Raw genomic sequence first — 16,942 nt, 5'->3', positions numbered from 1 at the left:
CAAATTATTGAAGATTAAAAACTACCTGTATTCACGTTTTCTGGACGATCGACAGGTTTTATTAACTTTCCGCCCTTTTCATCTATAAGATTCGCTTTACCATTTACTTCAATAGAAACACTTTTCACGCCTTTCTTTTCTGTTAAAGATAAAACTAACGACTTCAATACGTAATTTGAAACCATATTTTTATCTGGGTTTATAAATATATTTTCATTAAAGTTTAATGTAAGATTTCCATCTTGTAACTTCGGATTCGTAATCAACTTAACTCCTGGATTAAAATCATTCAGAAGCGATTGATGAATCGGTCCTTTTACAAGTTCATCTATAATTGCTGTATAATCATTTTCTTTTCCTTCTACAACGCGGCGTGTTACTGGTACGTAGTATTGCTGCTTATTATTATTTTGTGCCATAAAATAAAGTGTAACAGGTTTTGTATTTGTTACATCCGCTACTTGTTCATCATCGAAGTTGATACCATTAGCACGGCTCACCCCTTCACCAAGTGGTGTACCACCAACAGGCATCTTCGCCAATTTCTCACCATTTATTTGGAACTGCACTTGTTTTATTTCTTTAAATTGCGTCAACGTCCAGGCTATTGACTCAACCATCTGACGCTCTTCCTCTTTTGCATAGTTTTTCATTTCTTTAGAGAAATCAATGACTGCCGTCCCATCTTTTTTCAAATCTAGTGTCATCGATGTATTCGCTGGAATGACTGCACGGAACCCATTCGGTAATAGATTCGTTACCGGCCCATCTTTCACAAGGTACTCTAACGTTTGCTGAATGACCTCATTTGCTTTCGGAGTAGGTATCGCTAACGTTTGCGGTACAACATAGCCATTTTTATCAACAAGGTATAGTTCTCTATTTACCGTTTGTCCTTGCTTATCTTTCTTAGCTACTTCTTTCTTTCCACCCTCTGTATACGTAACTTGTTTTGGTGGATCAATTTGTTCCGTTGCTTTCTCCTGATTTATAAAGCCACACCCTGTTAGTAAAACAGCGCTCACAGTAGCACCAACAACCCATTTAAAAGTGGATTTAGGCATGCCATTCCCCCCTAAAATCTAAGTTTGTACTATTATGTATACGAGCTGTTTCACTTTTTAGAACAAGCTGTGCTTCCTATAAACAAAAAAACTCCCGATTTCTCAGGAGCTCACTTATATGGATTCTACTATTATTCTTTTTCTAAATGAATATGTTTCACATTTTCAATCGGTTGACCGAACCATTTTGATGCAATTTCTTTAAATAGGCCTATTTTTCCTGTCGTTAAGAAGAGATGATCACTTTGTTCCTCTCCCTCATTCAACATTTTACTATGGTATAAAATTGTACTTACTTCGCGCGCTGTTTCATCACCTGAACTAATTAGTTGTACTTTATCTCCCATTACTTTTTTAATAACAGGACCTAAAATTGGATAATGTGTACAACCTAAAATAAGTGTATCAATATCAGTATTTTTCAGCGGTTGCAACGTTTCTCGTACAACTTCATACGCCATTTCACTTTCAAAATTTCCACTCTCTACAAGCTCAACGAAAGGCGGACACGCTAAACTTTCTACCATAACACGGTTATTAATAGACTTTAGCGCTTCTTCGTATGCACCACTTTTCACCGTTCCAATCGTTCCAATAATCCCAACATGATACGTGTTTGTCACTTTTAAAGCTGTACGTGATCCTGGGTGAATAACTCCTACCACTGGAATTGGTAATTGTTTCTGCATCTCTTCTAATACAACCGCAGTTGCTGTATTACACGCAATAACTAACATTTTGATATTTAAATCTAGTAAATGCTCCGTCATTTCCCACGTAAATTGATGCACTTCTTCTCGAGAACGTGGACCATAAGGGCAACGTGCCGTATCCCCTAAATATATAATACGCTCTTTCGGCAACTGACGAATTAATTCCTTTGCTACTGTTAAACCGCCAACTCCTGAATCGATAACACCGATTGCTCTATTCAACTTCATCACCCGTTTTCTCATTCATCATCTTATTTTATCATTATATTTTACACACTTTAAGTTCGCTAACTTAAACTGCTTCTGTATGAAAATTTTCATTTGTACCTGTATAGACTAGGACCTTTTTTATTTTGCTCCTTTTTTTCATAATTTGCAAGACAGAAAAATAACCGACCTTCTATATGAAAGTCGGTTTCTTCTATATAAAATGCGTATTTACCACGTTATTTGCCGGGCAGTAAGACCCCCACCTCAAAATTCAGCGAAAGCAAAGAAGTTAGGTGGGGATCGGGCTGCCCGTAAAAGCCCGATTGGTTTAACTAATAATTAGTGGGGGGATGCCCCCACTAATTAAAGTTTCACTTTATTGCTCCATCTTTTTTTGGAAAGAAGACATTCCTATTAATAAGAAGAAATGAGCAGAGATTAAAATGACGATTAAAATAAAATTCAAACGATAACTATTTGTAGATTCCATAGTTTTGCTCGCTACAGCTGGTCCAAATGCCATACCGAAAAAATTAATTAAATTATATAAACCAAGACCGACTCCAACTTTAGCTGGATGTAATGTTTTCGGTATAAATGTGTTTAATGATACTTGAATAGCTGAATAACTCATAAATGTTAAAATAATTGCCACTACAATAACGACTATGTTCCCATTCGGAATAAACCCCAAAATTAAAAAGCCAACGATCATAATGACAGACGCTACATAAATCATATTCACATTTCCAAACGAAGGGACAATCTTTCCAGTAATAAAACTAGATACAATACCAAAAAGTGATGCAACAAACAAAACAATTCCGATAACAAATGGAGACAATCCGTGCTCTCTGCCTAACAGCAATGGTAATAATAATAAACTAGCACATAGCGCCACATTCATTATAAATCCGACCGCTATTAAACGAAGAAATGGTTTATTTGTAAACAACTCAATATCAATAAATGGATGCTCCGCATTCTTCATACGAACCGTGAATAAAAATAAGAAAGCTACCGATAACATAAATAGCCAACTATTAATATTTACACCTAATAAAACAGTCGTAATGAACGCAAATAATAACACCGCTCCAATGTAATCAAAATGAAACGCTTCATCCGTATGCTGCGCTTCTTCTGGCATAAATTTTATAAGCAAGAAAATCCCAACTACTGAAATAACCATAAATAAAAATAAATATGGCCACCCCAATGTATTTGTAATAGCCCCGCCAACTAAAGGACCAATACCTATCGCTAATGCAATAGAAGAACTAATCATCGCTAATGCACCAGGCTTCTTATCAGGAACAACTAATTTTGCCACTACAATCATACTAAGCGCAATAAACGCCGCGCCCCCACTCGCCTGCACTAATCTTGCAAGAATGGTAATCGCATAAGATTGATTCATAAATCCAATAATAGAACCCGCTACAAATATGATAATTGAAATAATTAATAGTTTTTTTACACTATAACGATCAGCCAACTTCCCGTAGATCATCGAACCAATACCGACAACTAAGGAATACCCTACTACAACCCAACTTACTTTCGATTGACTAATGGATAAATCGTTCGCCATATCCTCTAACGCTACATTAAATAAAACCGCATTCATCGGTCCTAATAAAACGATAAAACATAATGTGAAAACAAACCATTTTGAATGGTTACTTATATCTCTCCCCATGTGTAACACCTCTCCTGATTGTAGTAACTGTAAATGAAAAATAAAGTGAAACTTTAATTAACGGGGGCTTCATCCACCGCTGATTATTAGCCTTCACCAATCGGGATCTTACTGCCCAGCAAATAGCGGGGTAAGGTTGTTTAGCTCCGCTATCACAACTAAACAACTTCATCAAATGTATAAATTTATCGCGCGACAAACTGAATTCGAAACGAAGCATGTATATTGTTCGATATTCATGGAACTATCATAGTTTCAGCATTACAGTTTGTCAACGAAAAATATACAAAGTAAACTAATTTCGTCTTTTTGGTTTACTTTGTTCAAAGATTGTTATACACTAATTTCGAATCCGATATAAGGAGGACTGACATGGTTATTCAAATTTGCAATTTCTAACTTAATAAAATTAAGTAAATAAAGAACTTTTATATAGAAGAAACATTATAGGAGGATTATGATGAAGAAAAAAATGTTAGTTGTATTAACGAGCGTAGAAAAATATCCAAATTTAAATAGAGCGACTGGGCTTTGGCTTGGTGAAGCTGTCCATTTCGTTAAAAAAGTTGAAGAAGCTGGTTACACAGTAGATTATGTCAGCCCACAAGGTGGCTATACACCGATTGATCCTCATAGTTTAGCAATGGCGGAGAGCGTCGATTGGGAATGGTATCAAAAGAAAGAATTTATGAATCGTCTCGGTTCTACAATGCAACCGAGTGAAGTGAATCCAGCAGACTACGCTGCGATTTATTACGCAGGCGGTCACGGTGTAATTTGGGACTTCCCAGAAAATAAAGAACTTCAAATGATTAGCCGCAACATTTATGAAAATGGCGGAATCGTCTCCTCTGTTTGTCACGGAGCTGCTGGTTTATTTCATATCACATTAAATAATGGGGAACGCTTAATTAGTGGTAAAAAAGTAACAGGATTCTCAAATGAAGAAGAAAAACTAGTTGAATTGGATCAATTCGTTCCATTTTTAACAGAAGATGAACTCATTAAAAATGGAGGGCTTTACGAAAAAGCCGCGCAACCTTGGGAAGCTTACGCTGTAGAAGATAATCGTGTTATAACTGGTCAAAACCCAGCTTCAGGTGGTCCAGTAGCTGAATTAGTATTACAACACATAAAAAATAACATGTAATAAAAAAAGCAGGTTTTCCATTACTATAGGAAAACCTGCTTTTTTACGAAATCATTTGCAAAATAGCAATAACTTCTTTTTCAATTTCCGAATCATCAATTGCTTCTATATACTCTGGTTTAAAAAGTTGGTACTTCTTTAGTTGATAAAAATCAAGTATCGCTTTCTTTAACGTAATATCGTACTGAATACAAAAAGAATGATCTATAATACGTCTTAACATCACATCATCTTGCACCATAAATAATTGTGCGTTCATTTTATTAAAGTAGCCTTGTTCCATACCAGCTTCAAAAAACATTTGCAAATTATGATTACGATTTTGTTGTGCAGCAACTAACCGATCAGATAAGTGCGGATATGCCTCTTTCAAATCTTGTAAAAAGACATCAGAAATATATGTCACACACTTTAAAGAATGGATAAACGTCTTTTGGAAACGTTCTGCAAAAGACATACTTTCATCTTGATTATCCGCATCTCCTTCAAGAAGGTAGTTCATAAAATCTTCTACCACAGCTTCAATAATCTCATCTTTTGAAGAAAAACGTTTATATAAAGTAGCTTTACTAATATCCATATACTTCGCAATTTCATCTATTTTCAATTGGCTAAAACTCGTTTTTCTAATAACGGGCTTTATTTTATTAATATAAGTGTTTGCACACGCAACTTTCCTCATTAAAAGAGCCTCCCCTTTTGTCCATACAAAATAGTATAGCAAATTCACGATTAATTATAAATGAAGTCATTATACTCAATACATCTTTTTAGTTTAAGGTATTTTTCATTTGCACTATAGAAAAAATGCCCGCTACCTTTATTAGTAGCGAGCATTTTTTCTATAATTTATTTACAGCTCTTCTTATAGCTTTCCCTATTTCCATACTAGACTGCGGGTTTTGCCCTGTAATTAAACGTCCATCTACTACTACATGCGGTGTGAAATTTGGAGCAACATAAAACAAAGCCCCTTCTTCTTTCAATTTACTTTCTAATAAAAACGGCACTCGCTTTTCTAAATGTACAGCTTTTTCCTCATCATTCGTATAACCTGTTAAACGCTTACCGGCACTAAAAAACGAGCCATCCTTATTTTTCACACCGACTAAAGAACTTACTCCGTGACAAACAGCCGCTACAATTCTGTTATTGTTATACATATTCTCAATTAAATTTGCAACATATGGATTACCTGGAAAATCTACAATCGCCCCGTGCCCACCACCAAATAAAACTGCATCATAATCCGAAAAATGAACATTTGAGATCGGCTTCGTATTTTGCAATAAAGAAGCGACATACTTAAATTCACGAGGTATGCCATTTGGAATAGACACTCTATCAATAGGTACTTTACCGCCCTTTATCGACACAATATCAACATCGAACTTAGCCTTTTTAAACACATTATAAGGAGCTGCGAGCTCTTCCAACCACAAACCAGTCGGGTGTCCATTCATATCATGAGCGCTTGTTGAAACTAACAATATCCTTTTCAACATATCCCCTCCTTACTACCTATTTATGTATGAAATGTTCTTATCATTCATATAGCAAGCGGAAAAAACGATAACAACAAGCTGACCTTTTGTATAAAATTCTGCTTGTTGTTATCGTTTGAATTATTTCGTACAAAGATGTTCACAATCTGATAGCTTTTATCTCCAACGCCACGCAATCGTTTTATCCTCCATATGAATAGCAGGTATATCAATCCCTAAATACTGCTGATTATCCTCATCAAAAACAGACCAATTTCCTTCATATAAAAATTCAGGATCTATGCTTTCAAAATCAAATCCACTATCTTCGTCTACCATCTCACGAAAATATTTTTGGAACGGTTTACTGTTTTCAGATAGACGAATTGTTCCATACATCCATGGCATGTCTCCAAAAACATCTTTAATTTCACCTATCTCCATATCCTTAAAATACAACTTCATATTTGCACCTTCTTATTCATAAATGACAAAGATACCTACCCTGAATGCCTCATCATGTTATAAAGTAGTTATTTTTAACGTTTCTTTCTTAAACATATCTTCCTTCTCAAAGTCTGAGATACCTTTTTAAGTTCAAAATATAAACAAAAAAATAGCCGACTCTTCATATAAAAGTCGGCTTTCTTTTTATAGTTCGAGCTCTCCCATGCGAAGAAGCTCAACAACTGCTTGTGAACGTCCTTTAACTCCTAGCTTTTGCATTGCGTTTGAGATGTGGTTGCGCACTGTTTTTTCACTGATAAAAAGTTCACCTGCAATTTCTTTCGTTGTTTTATCTTGAACCAGTAATTCAAATACTTCTCTCTCTCTCTTTGTGAGTAACGGTTTAGATTGATACGCTTTTTCCTTCAACTGGTATAACCCTCCTTGCTTAAGCCAGAGCCGTGTATGTGTAAGTTGGGTGTTTATTTAGTCAAGATATTGTATGAACGAAATGTGCGGGTGGTGAATGAAAATGGGCTTTATTTCACATGTTATTTTAGACTTTTATACAGTTCGCACACTCTTTGTATCCACTCACTTTTCAGTACGCCATATTTGTTCTAGTAATATACTGACAACTGTACCTACGAACAAACCATTCCCGAATATATATTGCATAACAGAGGGTAAGGATTGGAGTGCTCCAGACGGTAAAAACATAACACCGCTTCCAAATAATACAGCAACTCCTAAAACCGTTACATTCCTTTCGTTCATTGGCACTTGTTTTATATTATGAAATCCAATTCCAATTAGCTGTACGAACGAAGCCATTAAAACCGCAGATGCGACAGCGGATGGCAACGATGCTAAGTAACGAATAATACTTGGAAACAGTGACATTACGACTAGTAACATACATGCTAGTAAGAACGATCGTATATACTTTTGTTTCGTTAAACGTATAAATCCCGCCGTCGCTGGTAATGGTACGACACCTACAGTTGAAAATACAGAAGAAATGATATGTGAAATCCCTCCAACCCACGTACCATCCTTCAACTGTTTCTGTTCAATAGTCCCTTTTTGAATAGTAGCTTGATTAATTGCTATAATCGCTGCCACTGTATTTGAAACTAAAATACATACCATAACGAAACTCGATACAGCCATACCTGTATTCCACTTTGGAAGTCCCCAAGCAAATATTTGCGGAAGTTGCACAAAATGAGTTACTTGAGCTGGAATCGTCACTTTTCCTGCAATTAGAAAAAGAATCCACCCACTAATTAATCCTATTAAAACCGCATAACTTTTGACAAAACCTTTTCCGAAGTTAGATAGTATAATAACGAAAAGAAATATGCTAAACGCAATTATTGCTGTAAATCCATCGATTTGAGAAACAGTAGCAGTAATTCCTAGCATCCCTTTTAGAAATACACCGCTTAATTGCAAACATAATAAAAGTAAAAATGTTCCTGTCACAAGTGGCGTAAATAAAAATAAAATACGTCCGATAAAACCAGTTACTCCTAATCCTATTAAAATAACACCGGAAATTATCATTCCTAATTCTAAAATTTGCAACGTACTATGTAATTGATCTTGTCCGACAGTTGCGTAAGCAAGTACGGTAAATACGCCAACCCAAGATCCAGCTGGGCCATCCGCAATTGGTAGTCTATGTCCAAACCACCCTTGTAAAAAAGAAGATATACCAACTACAAAAAACGTACGCTGCATTAAATAAAATATTTCTTCCGTCGTAAGATGAAATAATCCGCCAACGACAATTGGTAGTGCGATTGAATTCGCTAATAAAAATATAAACCATTGCAAAGTTCCCATAATATGATTTTGGTTATGTTGATTGTCCAAATTTTTCATCCTTTCTAGCTTCCCTATAAGAAATATATTGCAAGCATAACAAAGAAGGGTTCTACACTCACAATTAGAACCCTCCTCTAAACATTCAAACGATTCTTTTACACAAGATTATTTAATTCCACCTCATTTAAACTACCAACAACAATATTCCCTTTATGCACGACTAAACTTTTCTCTGTTTGACGCGCTACCGCTTCAGCAGTACATGTTGCATTCGTCAAAACAAAACTCGCTTCATCTCCTACATTCGGCCACGCTCGCTTCCCTTCATCGTTTAACGTTTCTTTGCCTCCCGTAATAAAGCGAAGAGCTTTTCCTAAAGACCTTTCGTCACTCCACCCAAAACGTTCCGCCAATCGATTTGCCTTTTGCATCATATCACCTGTGCCAAACGGTGACCAATGATCAGTAATACTATCATTTCCTAACGAGACTTTCACACCTTTTTTATCTAATAACGGAATTGGGATTACTTGTTTCCCAATTGGCACCGTTGAAGTAATATCAATGTTTAAAGCAGCTAGTCTTTCCGCCACTTCTTCAACTTCTTTATCCGTAACACCACCAAGTCCAAGTGCATGACTAATTGTTACGCGACCTTGCCATCCCGCTTCTTCTGTTAAACTTGCCAATCGCTTCATCGTAAACGTCCCAAGATTATTCGCATCATGCAGATGAATATCAACATCTGCATTAAATTCTACTGCGATATCCATAATGGTATGTAATGATTTTTCAATATCATTATCCACTGTAGCTGGATCCACTCCACCGACTAGATGCGCACCCATACGCATCGCATCTTTCACAAGTTGCACAGAATTGCTGCGCAATAATCCGTGTTGCGGAAAAGCAACAATTCTACCAGAAACCTGATTTTTATATGTTTCCAACGCCGCTAACGTCGCCTCCAAATTACCAAGTCCAATAATCGGATCAACATTACAATGCGTTCTAATATTCGTTGCACCATTTCGAAGCAATAACGCTAACATATTTTCCGCCCTATCTTGAGCAGTTGCTAATTGCTTCGGCAGAATTTTTTCTTCTTCATGAAAACGCGTAAAAATATTCTCTGCTGGCATACTGGCTTTCCAAGGACCACTATAATACGTCTTATCAATATGAATATGCATCTCTTCAAAAGCAGGCAAAATTAATAAACGCTTAGCATCAAGAATTAATACTCCTTCCTCTTGAACAGCCCCTGCTATCATTTTTTTAATTCGTCCATCTTCAATGAGTAAACTACATAACTCTGTTTCTGCTTGGGAAATTCTCCCCTCTTCATATGTATACCCTGATTCAAGCATTACATTAGTCAACCAATATACTGTCATCTCTATTTCCCCCACCCTTTATTAAAAGTTACCTCTTACTATAATTTTAATATCAACTGAAAATTAAGACAATTAATACGACTGTTCCCTAAAAAAAATGTCATACAACCTCATAGTCTTCTCATAAATTTCCATATAGAATAGAAGTATATAGCTTGGTATAAAGTGAAACTTTGATCAGTAGGGGGGTTTGTTCATCCCCCCACTGATCATTAGTTAAACCAATCGGGCTTTTACGGGCAGTTAATCCCCACCTAACTTCTTTGCTTTCGCTGAATTTTTAGGTGGAGGTCTTACTGCCCGTTAAAACGGGATAAAAAGGAGTAGATTGGAAGATGTCAAAAAGATTATGTAAATCCGAAACTGATAAAATGCTATTTGGTATATGCGGTGGTTTAGGGGAATATTTTGATATTAGCTCTACTCTCATTCGCATACTTTGGGTCATTGCTATTTTATGTTTTGGGACGGGGTTTTTAGTTTATTTTATTTGTTTATTACTTATGCCACGCTCTTACTAATAACATTCTTTCATCTATTTGAGCATAGCGTATAAAAAATCCCCTATAGATTTTTCTATAGGGGATTTTTTCATGAAGAATATTTCATCGTTAAATGTAATACTGCTACTTCATCTTCTTCATTTCTATAACTATGTTTTTTATTCGCTTCAAATTGAATAGAGTCAAACTCATTTAATTCGTATACATCGCTTTCTACTTGAATCGATACTTTCCCTTTCATTACTGTTACAAGCTCAATAGCACCTTCATGATGAGCTTCTGGTTCATATATACTATTCGACCTTAAACAAGCACGATGCATTTCCATCCCCGTTTCTTTCGTATAGCGGAACATCGTTTCTAAATGCCATGCTTGTCCTACATCTACTGCAAATCCTTCTCCGCAGCGCGCCACAGCTACAGGTTCTCCAACAACCATCAATCGCGATAAAGGAATCGATAACCCTTTCGTTATTTTCCAAATGACAGCTAACGTCGGATTCGTTTCGCCTCTTTCAATCTTTCCTAATGTTAATTTACTAACCCCAGTTTTTTGGGCTAATTCTTCTAAACTTAATTTTTGTTCATTTCGAATTTGTCTTAACAGCTGACCTACTTGCTGAATGACTTCTTTCGTTTGCATATCTTCATGTTCTTTCATCTATAAAACCACCTTAAAGTATAAAATAGTTTACTTTTATTATTTTTAAGTATATTATACTATACATAATCATCAAATTCCGAAAGGAGTGCTATGCTTCATGCGCGCAATTTTATTAGGCCTTTTATCATCAGCCTTTTTTTCCGCAACCTTTATTATTAATCGAGCGATGAATGTATCTGGAACGAGCTGGGCCTGGACAGCTTCCTTCCGTTTTTTATTTGCTCTCCCTATTTTATTCCTTATCGTTTTATTTCGCAAAAACTTAAAGGGTTTATGGGAAGAATTAAAGAAACATCCATTAGCGTGGATCGGATGGGGTTCCGTTGCTGGTATTGGTTTCTATTCTTTATTAAGTTTCGCAGCTGTCTTTTCTCCAGCTTGGCTCGTTGCTGGAACTTGGCAAGTTACTATATTAGCAGGTTTACTTTTATCACCATTATTCTTCGTTAAAATAGAAACGAAATCAGGCACAAAACTTGTACGCGGAAAAATTCCACTTCGTAGTTTATATGTCGCATTATTTATTTTACTTGGTGTAATTTGTATGCAAGTGACTGCAGCAGGTCATATTACAATGACTCAGTTCATTTCAGGTTTTTTACCTGTCGTAGTAGCAGCCTTCTTATATCCATTCGGCAACCGAAAAATGATGGAACTTGTTGGCGGACGTCTTGATACGTTCCAACGTGTATTAGGAATGGCAATAGGGAGTCTACCTATAACAATTTTACTTGGTATATATGGATTTTCTACTACCGGTATTCCAACATCCAGCCAAATGTTGCAAGGATTTTTGTTAGCCTTATGTTCTGGCGTGATTGCGACGATGACATTTTTCTTTGCTACTGACTTAGCCAAAGATAACCTCTCTCTACTTGGAGCTGTTGAAGCAACGCAAGCTGGAACGATGGTCTTTACCGTGCTTGGCGAAATTGTTTTCTTGAATGGTTCATTTCCTGGTGGTCTTTCCCTACTTGGAATGATTATTATTATGTTAGGAATGGTTGCAAATAGCGTTTTAAACCGTTCTGCTCCAGTCGTTAAGCAGAAAAAAACTGCATAAAAAAGAGTATAGTTCTCTAACAAAGAACTATACTCTTTTTTTATTTTCCCCCTATTTCGCCTTATCAGAATAGTATTTCATTAGCTGTTTATACTAAAACCTATGTTATAATACGTTTCATGCGCAATATTAGGAGGTAAATTATGTTAAAAAAAGCAATCGCTGAATTTATTGGTACATTTGTACTTGTATTATTCGGAACTGGAGTAGCTGTCATTGGCGGCGGAATTGAAGGAATTGGAACATTAGGAATCGCTATGGCTTTCGGTCTATCTATTGTGGCTATGGCATATAGCATCGGAACAATTTCTGGATGTCACATTAACCCAGCAGTATCAGTAGCTATGTTCATCAACAAAAGAATGAACGCTATGGAACTTTGTTATTATGTATTAGCTCAAATTTTAGGTGGTTTATTAGGAACTGCAACGTTAGTAACGATTTTGCGCTCTGCTAAAACACCTTTAGATAATTTAGGACAAAATGGTTTTGGAACTCTTGGTTTATCTGGAGCATTTCTAGTTGAATTTATTTTAACTTTCGTATTCATTTTAGTTATCGTTGCTGTAACAGGTAAAAAAGGAAGTTCTTCTCTAGCAGGATTAGTAATTGGTTTCACATTAGTTTTAGTTCACTTATTAGGTATTCCGTTAACTGGAACTTCTGTTAACCCAGCTCGTAGTATCGCACCAGCTTTATTCGTTGGCGGAGAAGCACTTTCTCAACTATGGGTATTCATCGTAGCACCAATTCTTGGTGGTATCGTAGCAGCTATTGTTGGTAAATTCATTTTAAATACTGAAAAATAGAATTTTCAATATTTCTGAATAAAAAAAGGCGAGCCCTCATTATGAGGTTGCTCGCTTTTTTACTCTTTCATTTTAGACTTTAAGTTTGTAACTAATTGATCTACCGTTACATTTGCAAGTACGTTTTCCATCGCTTCTTGCGCTTGCATTAAAATAATTTCTAATACTGATTGAATATTAGCTCCTACTGGACATTCAATGTTGGGATTTTCATGGAAGGAAAATAGTTGTCCTTCTTCTACAACTTCCACTGCTTTATATACATCAAGTAATGTAATTTCTTCTAAATCACGAGCAAGTGTCGTACCACCTTTACCAGCTTGTACATCAACAAGTCCTGCTCTCTTCAACATTCCTGTAATGCGACGAATCACAACTGGATTTGTATTCACACTACCAGCAATCCATTCAGAGGTACAGCGAGAGTTTCGATCTATCGCAAGTAATGTCAGCATATGAACACCTACTGTAAACCGACTACTAATCCCCATCTGCACACCCTCCTTTTTATTCATTCTATTAAAAGACGACTCTTATTATTATATACTATTTTTAATTTATACATAAAGAAAAAGCATGATTTCAATAGGAAATCATGCTTTTCTCTCATTATTGACGCTTTATAAATTTCGCTAAATCTTTAAATTTCACTTTATCTGAGTAATTCATTACGCCGTTTACGTAAATGCGGCTTGCAAGTATATTGATGATAACGATAGTCACCAATAAAATTACTAACGTCACACCAATTTCTACAGCCCCAGCTTCACCAGCTACAAGTCTTGAAAATGTAACCATAGGTGTAAAGAATGGAATATATGAACTAACTACAGCTAATGTACTATTAGGATCAAATAATGATTTAATACTAATGAAAAATGCTGCTATACCTAACATTGTAATTGGGAACGAAAGAGATTGCACATCCTCAATTTTTGATACAACAGCCCCAACTGCTGCATATAGCATTGCATATAGTAAGTAGCCCGTAACAAAATATACAACGAACATACTAATTACTACCGCATCCAATTTAGAAAAGTCTAGTGTAAGTCCTATTAAAGATGCGTTTTCTAAATCTACCCAACCTAATAAATATGGTACAAGAAAACCGAAGGAAGCAATAACTAGTAATAGTAAAGCACTAGAAACAATTGCTAAAATTTTGGCATGTAGCATTGTTAATGGTTTTACTTTCGGAAGCATTAACTCCATAACACGGGATGATTTTTCAGATGCTATCGTCGTTCCAATTGCAGTTCCAAACACAATAATAAACATATATAAAACAAACGAGAAAACATAACCAATTCCAAAGGAAGATGCATGATCCTTTACTGCTTCTTGTTTTAACGGAATTTCCATCTGTAACTGTTTTGCTACTTCGGCAGATACATTATTTTTTTCGATCATTACCGCTGTATACTGTTCCTTTAAATAACTTGCCATAAGTGTAGCAGTTGATTGACTCGGAAAACCACTATACATATACGTCACTTCCGGAATACCATTCTTTTCTGTAATATGGAATAAACCGTCTAAATCCCCATCTTCCACTTGCTTACGTAACTCATTAAATTTATCCTTATTTTCTACAGTTACTTTAGCAGACGGAAGTAACTTTGTTACATCACTTTCTTGAACTTTATAAGTATCGCTTTCCGTTACTACCGCAAATTTATCTTTTCCTTTATCGTTATCAGCAGTGAAATGATTAAATGCGAAAAGTCCAAACACAACTAAAAATAAAATCGCACTCGTAATTAATGATTTTTTAGATAAAAATGCTTCCCTGAAATAAAATGAAAATACGTGAGAAAATTTACGCATCGTTATTTCGCCCTCTCTACAAAGATTTCGTTTAACGTCGGCTCTAACATTTTAAATTGTCGTAAGGTAACACCTTGTTCTTGCAACTGTTGTAAAATCTTTAGAGCTTCTGCATCATCTTGTACTTGCACATAAAGAAGGCCTTGTTGTTTTTCATACGATACATGAATAGCTTCTAATCCCTTCGCATTCTCTTCTGTATCTTCAATCGTTAAATTACGGAAACCGTACTCTTTTTTAATATCACTTAACTGGCCTTTTACGACTGCTTCGCCTTTTTTCAAAATACATACATGTTGGCAAAAAGCCTCTACTTGTTCCATACGATGACTAGATAAAATAATGGTCTTTCCGCTCTGTACTTGTTCTTCAATAATGCTAGCTAACATCCCAGCATTAACTGGATCTAGTCCGCTAAATGGTTCATCTAAAATGAGAAGTTCAGGATTATGAAGAAGGGCAGCAATTAATTGGATTTTTTGCTGGTTCCCTTTTGAAAGCTCTCCTGCCGTTTTAAATTTATATTCCGGTATTGCTAATCGTTCTAACCAGTGATCAATAGCAAGATCTACTTCTTTTTTCGACATTCCTTCTAATCTACCAAAATATCGCAACTGATCTATTACTCTACTTTTTGTATATAAACCTCTTTCTTCTGGTAAATACCCAATCGTTACCCCACTAGTCCCAAATGATTTTCCATCCCATGTAATAGATCCTTCATTAGGCGTTAATAATCCGAGAAGCATTTTGATTGTCGTTGTTTTTCCTGCACCATTTCGTCCAAGTAATCCTAGCACTTCACCTTTTGGTAACGAAATTTGCAAACCGTTCACTGCTTTTGATTCCCCAAATTGTTTCGTTAAGTTCTGAATTTGTAAACTCAAAGTATAAAGCCTCCCCTTTAATATCATTCATACTCTCTTTCAAAGACTATGTTTATTCAGGATAAAATATAGCACTACACTTCATCCTCTTAGTATGTAACATCTCCTTAATCCATCATTTGTTCCATTTAGTTAAAATTGTAAATAATATTACGTCATTTGTCAATTATAATTGTCATTTCGACAATAAAAATTGTCAAAATAATTTCCATCATTTTTCTCATCTTTCTAATATAGGACATACTACTATATATACAAAAGACAATATGCAAATGTTCATAAAAAAATTTTTATATTTTAATATATAATATAAGATGATTTTCTAACATCAAGGAGGATACATATGAAGATGAAGAGGGGTATTACCACTTTATTATCTGTAGCGGTTCTATCTACATCGCTTGTAGCATGTTCAGGAACACCAGAGAAAACAGTGGCAAAAGAAGAAAAAGTAAAATTAACAGAACAGCAATTAATGGCTGATTTATGGTATCAAACAGCCGGTGAAACGAAAGCACTTTACTACCAAGGGTACAATATCGGTCAATTGAAGCTTGATGCAGCTCTTGCAAAAGGGACAGAGAAAAAGCCTGCTATCGTACTTGATTTAGACGAAACTGTTTTAGACAACAGCCCTCATCAAGCAATGAGCGTAAAAACAGGAAAAGGCTATCCTTACAAATGGGATGATTGGATTAATAAGGCTGAAGCTGAAGCCCTTCCAGGCGCAATTGATTTCTTAAAATATACGGAGTCTAAAGGTGTAGATATTTATTACATCTCAAATCGTAAAACGAACCAACTAGATGCAACAATTAAAAATCTTGAGCGTGTAGGTGCTCCTCAAGCAACGAAAGAACATATATTACTACAGGATCCGAAAGAAAAAGGAAAAGAAAAACGACGTGAACTCGTTTCGCAAACACATGATATCGTCTTATTCTTCGGTGATAACTTATCTGATTTCACTGGTTTTGACGGAAAGTCTGTAAAAGATCGAAATCAAACAGTCGCAGATTCAAAAGAACAATTTGGTGAGAAATTTATTATTTTCCCGAATCCGATGTATGGCGATTGGGAAGGCGCTTTATATGATTATGATTTCAAAAAATCAGATGCAGAAAAAGATAAAATCCGTCGCGACAACTTAAAATCATTTGATGCAAAATAAAAGAGGATGGCATTC

18 protein-coding genes are annotated in these 16,942 nt (G+C 35.7%); 5 read left to right on the top strand and 13 right to left on the bottom strand.

Annotated elements, in window-relative coordinates; genetic code table 11:
• Positions 1-14: 14 nt before the first annotated feature.
• From gerM to MNO09_RS07360, 3 genes are all read right to left on the bottom strand, one after another.
• Positions 15-1,064, bottom strand: coding sequence for a spore germination protein GerM (gene gerM / locus MNO09_RS07370; RefSeq protein ID WP_001126755.1), 1,050 nt, complete (start codon positions 1,062-1,064; stop codon positions 15-17).
• A 131-nt stretch (positions 1,065-1,195) separates the two neighbouring features.
• On the bottom strand, positions 1,196-2,005 hold the full coding sequence (gene racE, locus MNO09_RS07365) for a glutamate racemase (RefSeq protein ID WP_000773993.1): 810 nt from the start codon (positions 2,003-2,005) through the stop codon (positions 1,196-1,198).
• A 358-nt stretch (positions 2,006-2,363) separates the two neighbouring features.
• On the bottom strand, positions 2,364-3,689 hold the full coding sequence (locus MNO09_RS07360) for an MFS transporter (RefSeq protein ID WP_070169136.1): 1,326 nt from the start codon (positions 3,687-3,689) through the stop codon (positions 2,364-2,366).
• A 460-nt stretch (positions 3,690-4,149) separates the two neighbouring features.
• Here MNO09_RS07360 and MNO09_RS07355 point away from each other — a divergent pair, with 460 nt between their 5' ends.
• Positions 4,150-4,839 (top strand): type 1 glutamine amidotransferase domain-containing protein, encoded by a 690-nt coding sequence (locus tag MNO09_RS07355; protein WP_000728524.1) that lies wholly within the window; start codon positions 4,150-4,152, stop codon positions 4,837-4,839.
• A gap of 43 nt (positions 4,840-4,882) precedes the next feature.
• On the opposite strand, the gene MNO09_RS07350 is transcribed toward MNO09_RS07355, so the two are convergent.
• From MNO09_RS07350 to MNO09_RS07325, 6 genes are all read right to left on the bottom strand, one after another.
• Positions 4,883-5,521, bottom strand: coding sequence for a TetR/AcrR family transcriptional regulator (locus tag MNO09_RS07350; protein ID WP_001233026.1), 639 nt, complete (start codon positions 5,519-5,521; stop codon positions 4,883-4,885).
• 160 nt (positions 5,522-5,681) lie between these two features.
• Complete coding sequence (locus tag MNO09_RS07345) at positions 5,682-6,344, bottom strand: type 1 glutamine amidotransferase domain-containing protein (protein WP_000919622.1); 663 nt, start codon at positions 6,342-6,344, stop codon at positions 5,682-5,684.
• 156 nt (positions 6,345-6,500) lie between these two features.
• Positions 6,501-6,788 (bottom strand): hypothetical protein, encoded by a 288-nt coding sequence (locus tag MNO09_RS07340; RefSeq protein ID WP_000780756.1) that lies wholly within the window; start codon positions 6,786-6,788, stop codon positions 6,501-6,503.
• 186 nt (positions 6,789-6,974) lie between these two features.
• A complete protein-coding gene (gene gerE / locus MNO09_RS07335) occupies positions 6,975-7,199 on the bottom strand; it encodes a spore germination transcription factor GerE (protein WP_000659484.1) in 225 nt (74 codons plus the stop codon).
• Between the two features lie 165 nt (positions 7,200-7,364).
• Positions 7,365-8,660, bottom strand: coding sequence for a purine/pyrimidine permease (locus MNO09_RS07330; protein ID WP_000792686.1), 1,296 nt, complete (start codon positions 8,658-8,660; stop codon positions 7,365-7,367).
• A gap of 98 nt (positions 8,661-8,758) precedes the next feature.
• On the bottom strand, positions 8,759-10,000 hold the full coding sequence (locus MNO09_RS07325; RefSeq protein ID WP_000219570.1) for an amidohydrolase family protein: 1,242 nt from the start codon (positions 9,998-10,000) through the stop codon (positions 8,759-8,761).
• 335 nt (positions 10,001-10,335) lie between these two features.
• Here MNO09_RS07325 and MNO09_RS07320 point away from each other — a divergent pair, with 335 nt between their 5' ends.
• Entirely contained in the window at positions 10,336-10,521 is a 186-nt protein-coding gene (locus MNO09_RS07320; protein ID WP_000044335.1) for a PspC domain-containing protein, read from the top strand.
• Between the two features lie 70 nt (positions 10,522-10,591).
• On the opposite strand, the gene MNO09_RS07315 is transcribed toward MNO09_RS07320, so the two are convergent.
• The gene (locus tag MNO09_RS07315) at positions 10,592-11,164 is read right to left on the bottom strand and encodes a helix-turn-helix domain-containing protein (protein WP_000658052.1); all 573 of its coding nucleotides are present in this window, start codon (positions 11,162-11,164) and stop codon (positions 10,592-10,594) included.
• A 100-nt stretch (positions 11,165-11,264) separates the two neighbouring features.
• Between MNO09_RS07315 and MNO09_RS07310 the strand changes: the two genes are divergently transcribed.
• Positions 11,265-12,230: a DMT family transporter gene (locus MNO09_RS07310; RefSeq protein WP_001201647.1), complete on the top strand. Its 966-nt coding sequence runs from the start codon at positions 11,265-11,267 to the stop codon at positions 12,228-12,230.
• Positions 12,231-12,373: 143 nt separating this feature from the next.
• Entirely contained in the window at positions 12,374-13,039 is a 666-nt protein-coding gene (locus MNO09_RS07305; protein ID WP_000913205.1) for an aquaporin, read from the top strand.
• Between the two features lie 59 nt (positions 13,040-13,098).
• On the opposite strand, the gene MNO09_RS07300 is transcribed toward MNO09_RS07305, so the two are convergent.
• The 3 genes from MNO09_RS07300 to MNO09_RS07290 all read right to left on the bottom strand — a co-directional run bounded on the left by MNO09_RS07300 (position 13,099) and on the right by MNO09_RS07290 (position 15,756).
• A complete protein-coding gene (locus MNO09_RS07300; RefSeq protein ID WP_000512998.1) occupies positions 13,099-13,530 on the bottom strand; it encodes an Rrf2 family transcriptional regulator in 432 nt (143 codons plus the stop codon).
• Positions 13,531-13,648: 118 nt separating this feature from the next.
• Complete coding sequence (locus MNO09_RS07295) at positions 13,649-14,869, bottom strand: ABC transporter permease (RefSeq protein WP_001225001.1); 1,221 nt, start codon at positions 14,867-14,869, stop codon at positions 13,649-13,651.
• 2 nt (positions 14,870-14,871) lie between these two features.
• Entirely contained in the window at positions 14,872-15,756 is an 885-nt protein-coding gene (locus MNO09_RS07290) for an ABC transporter ATP-binding protein (RefSeq protein WP_000058125.1), read from the bottom strand.
• A gap of 343 nt (positions 15,757-16,099) precedes the next feature.
• On the opposite strand from MNO09_RS07290, the gene MNO09_RS07285 reads away from it, so the two are divergent.
• Positions 16,100-16,927: a 5'-nucleotidase, lipoprotein e(P4) family gene (locus MNO09_RS07285; protein ID WP_000782761.1), complete on the top strand. Its 828-nt coding sequence runs from the start codon at positions 16,100-16,102 to the stop codon at positions 16,925-16,927.
• Positions 16,928-16,942: the final 15 nt, after the last annotated feature.

Origin of the sequence: Bacillus sp. N5-665 (genome assembly GCF_022637375.2) — a bacterium.
GTDB classification, from domain to species: domain Bacteria; phylum Bacillota; class Bacilli; order Bacillales; family Bacillaceae_G; genus Bacillus_A; species Bacillus_A wiedmannii.
This window is presented reverse-complemented; position numbering and strand designations above follow the sequence as displayed.

Excerpts from the sequence above, each read along its gene's own strand:
- gerM (WP_001126755.1), bottom strand. The coding sequence starts at position 1,064 with ATGCCTAAATCCACTTTTAAATGGGTTGTTGGTGCTACTGTGAGCGCT.
- racE (WP_000773993.1), bottom strand. The coding sequence starts at position 2,005 with ATGAAGTTGAATAGAGCAATCGGTGTTATCGATTCAGGAGTTGGCGGT.
- MNO09_RS07360 (WP_070169136.1), bottom strand. The coding sequence starts at position 3,689 with ATGGGGAGAGATATAAGTAACCATTCAAAATGGTTTGTTTTCACATTA.
- MNO09_RS07355 (WP_000728524.1), top strand. The coding sequence starts at position 4,150 with ATGAAGAAAAAAATGTTAGTTGTATTAACGAGCGTAGAAAAATATCCA.
- MNO09_RS07350 (WP_001233026.1), bottom strand. The coding sequence starts at position 5,521 with ATGAGGAAAGTTGCGTGTGCAAACACTTATATTAATAAAATAAAGCCC.
- MNO09_RS07345 (WP_000919622.1), bottom strand. The coding sequence starts at position 6,344 with ATGTTGAAAAGGATATTGTTAGTTTCAACAAGCGCTCATGATATGAAT.
- MNO09_RS07340 (WP_000780756.1), bottom strand. The coding sequence starts at position 6,788 with ATGAAGTTGTATTTTAAGGATATGGAGATAGGTGAAATTAAAGATGTT.
- MNO09_RS07330 (WP_000792686.1), bottom strand. The coding sequence starts at position 8,660 with ATGAAAAATTTGGACAATCAACATAACCAAAATCATATTATGGGAACT.
- MNO09_RS07325 (WP_000219570.1), bottom strand. The coding sequence starts at position 10,000 with ATGACAGTATATTGGTTGACTAATGTAATGCTTGAATCAGGGTATACA.
- MNO09_RS07320 (WP_000044335.1), top strand. The coding sequence starts at position 10,336 with ATGTCAAAAAGATTATGTAAATCCGAAACTGATAAAATGCTATTTGGT.
- MNO09_RS07315 (WP_000658052.1), bottom strand. The coding sequence starts at position 11,164 with ATGAAAGAACATGAAGATATGCAAACGAAAGAAGTCATTCAGCAAGTA.
- MNO09_RS07310 (WP_001201647.1), top strand. The coding sequence starts at position 11,265 with ATGCGCGCAATTTTATTAGGCCTTTTATCATCAGCCTTTTTTTCCGCA.
- MNO09_RS07305 (WP_000913205.1), top strand. The coding sequence starts at position 12,374 with ATGTTAAAAAAAGCAATCGCTGAATTTATTGGTACATTTGTACTTGTA.
- MNO09_RS07300 (WP_000512998.1), bottom strand. The coding sequence starts at position 13,530 with ATGGGGATTAGTAGTCGGTTTACAGTAGGTGTTCATATGCTGACATTA.
- MNO09_RS07295 (WP_001225001.1), bottom strand. The coding sequence starts at position 14,869 with ATGCGTAAATTTTCTCACGTATTTTCATTTTATTTCAGGGAAGCATTT.
- MNO09_RS07285 (WP_000782761.1), top strand. The coding sequence starts at position 16,100 with ATGAAGATGAAGAGGGGTATTACCACTTTATTATCTGTAGCGGTTCTA.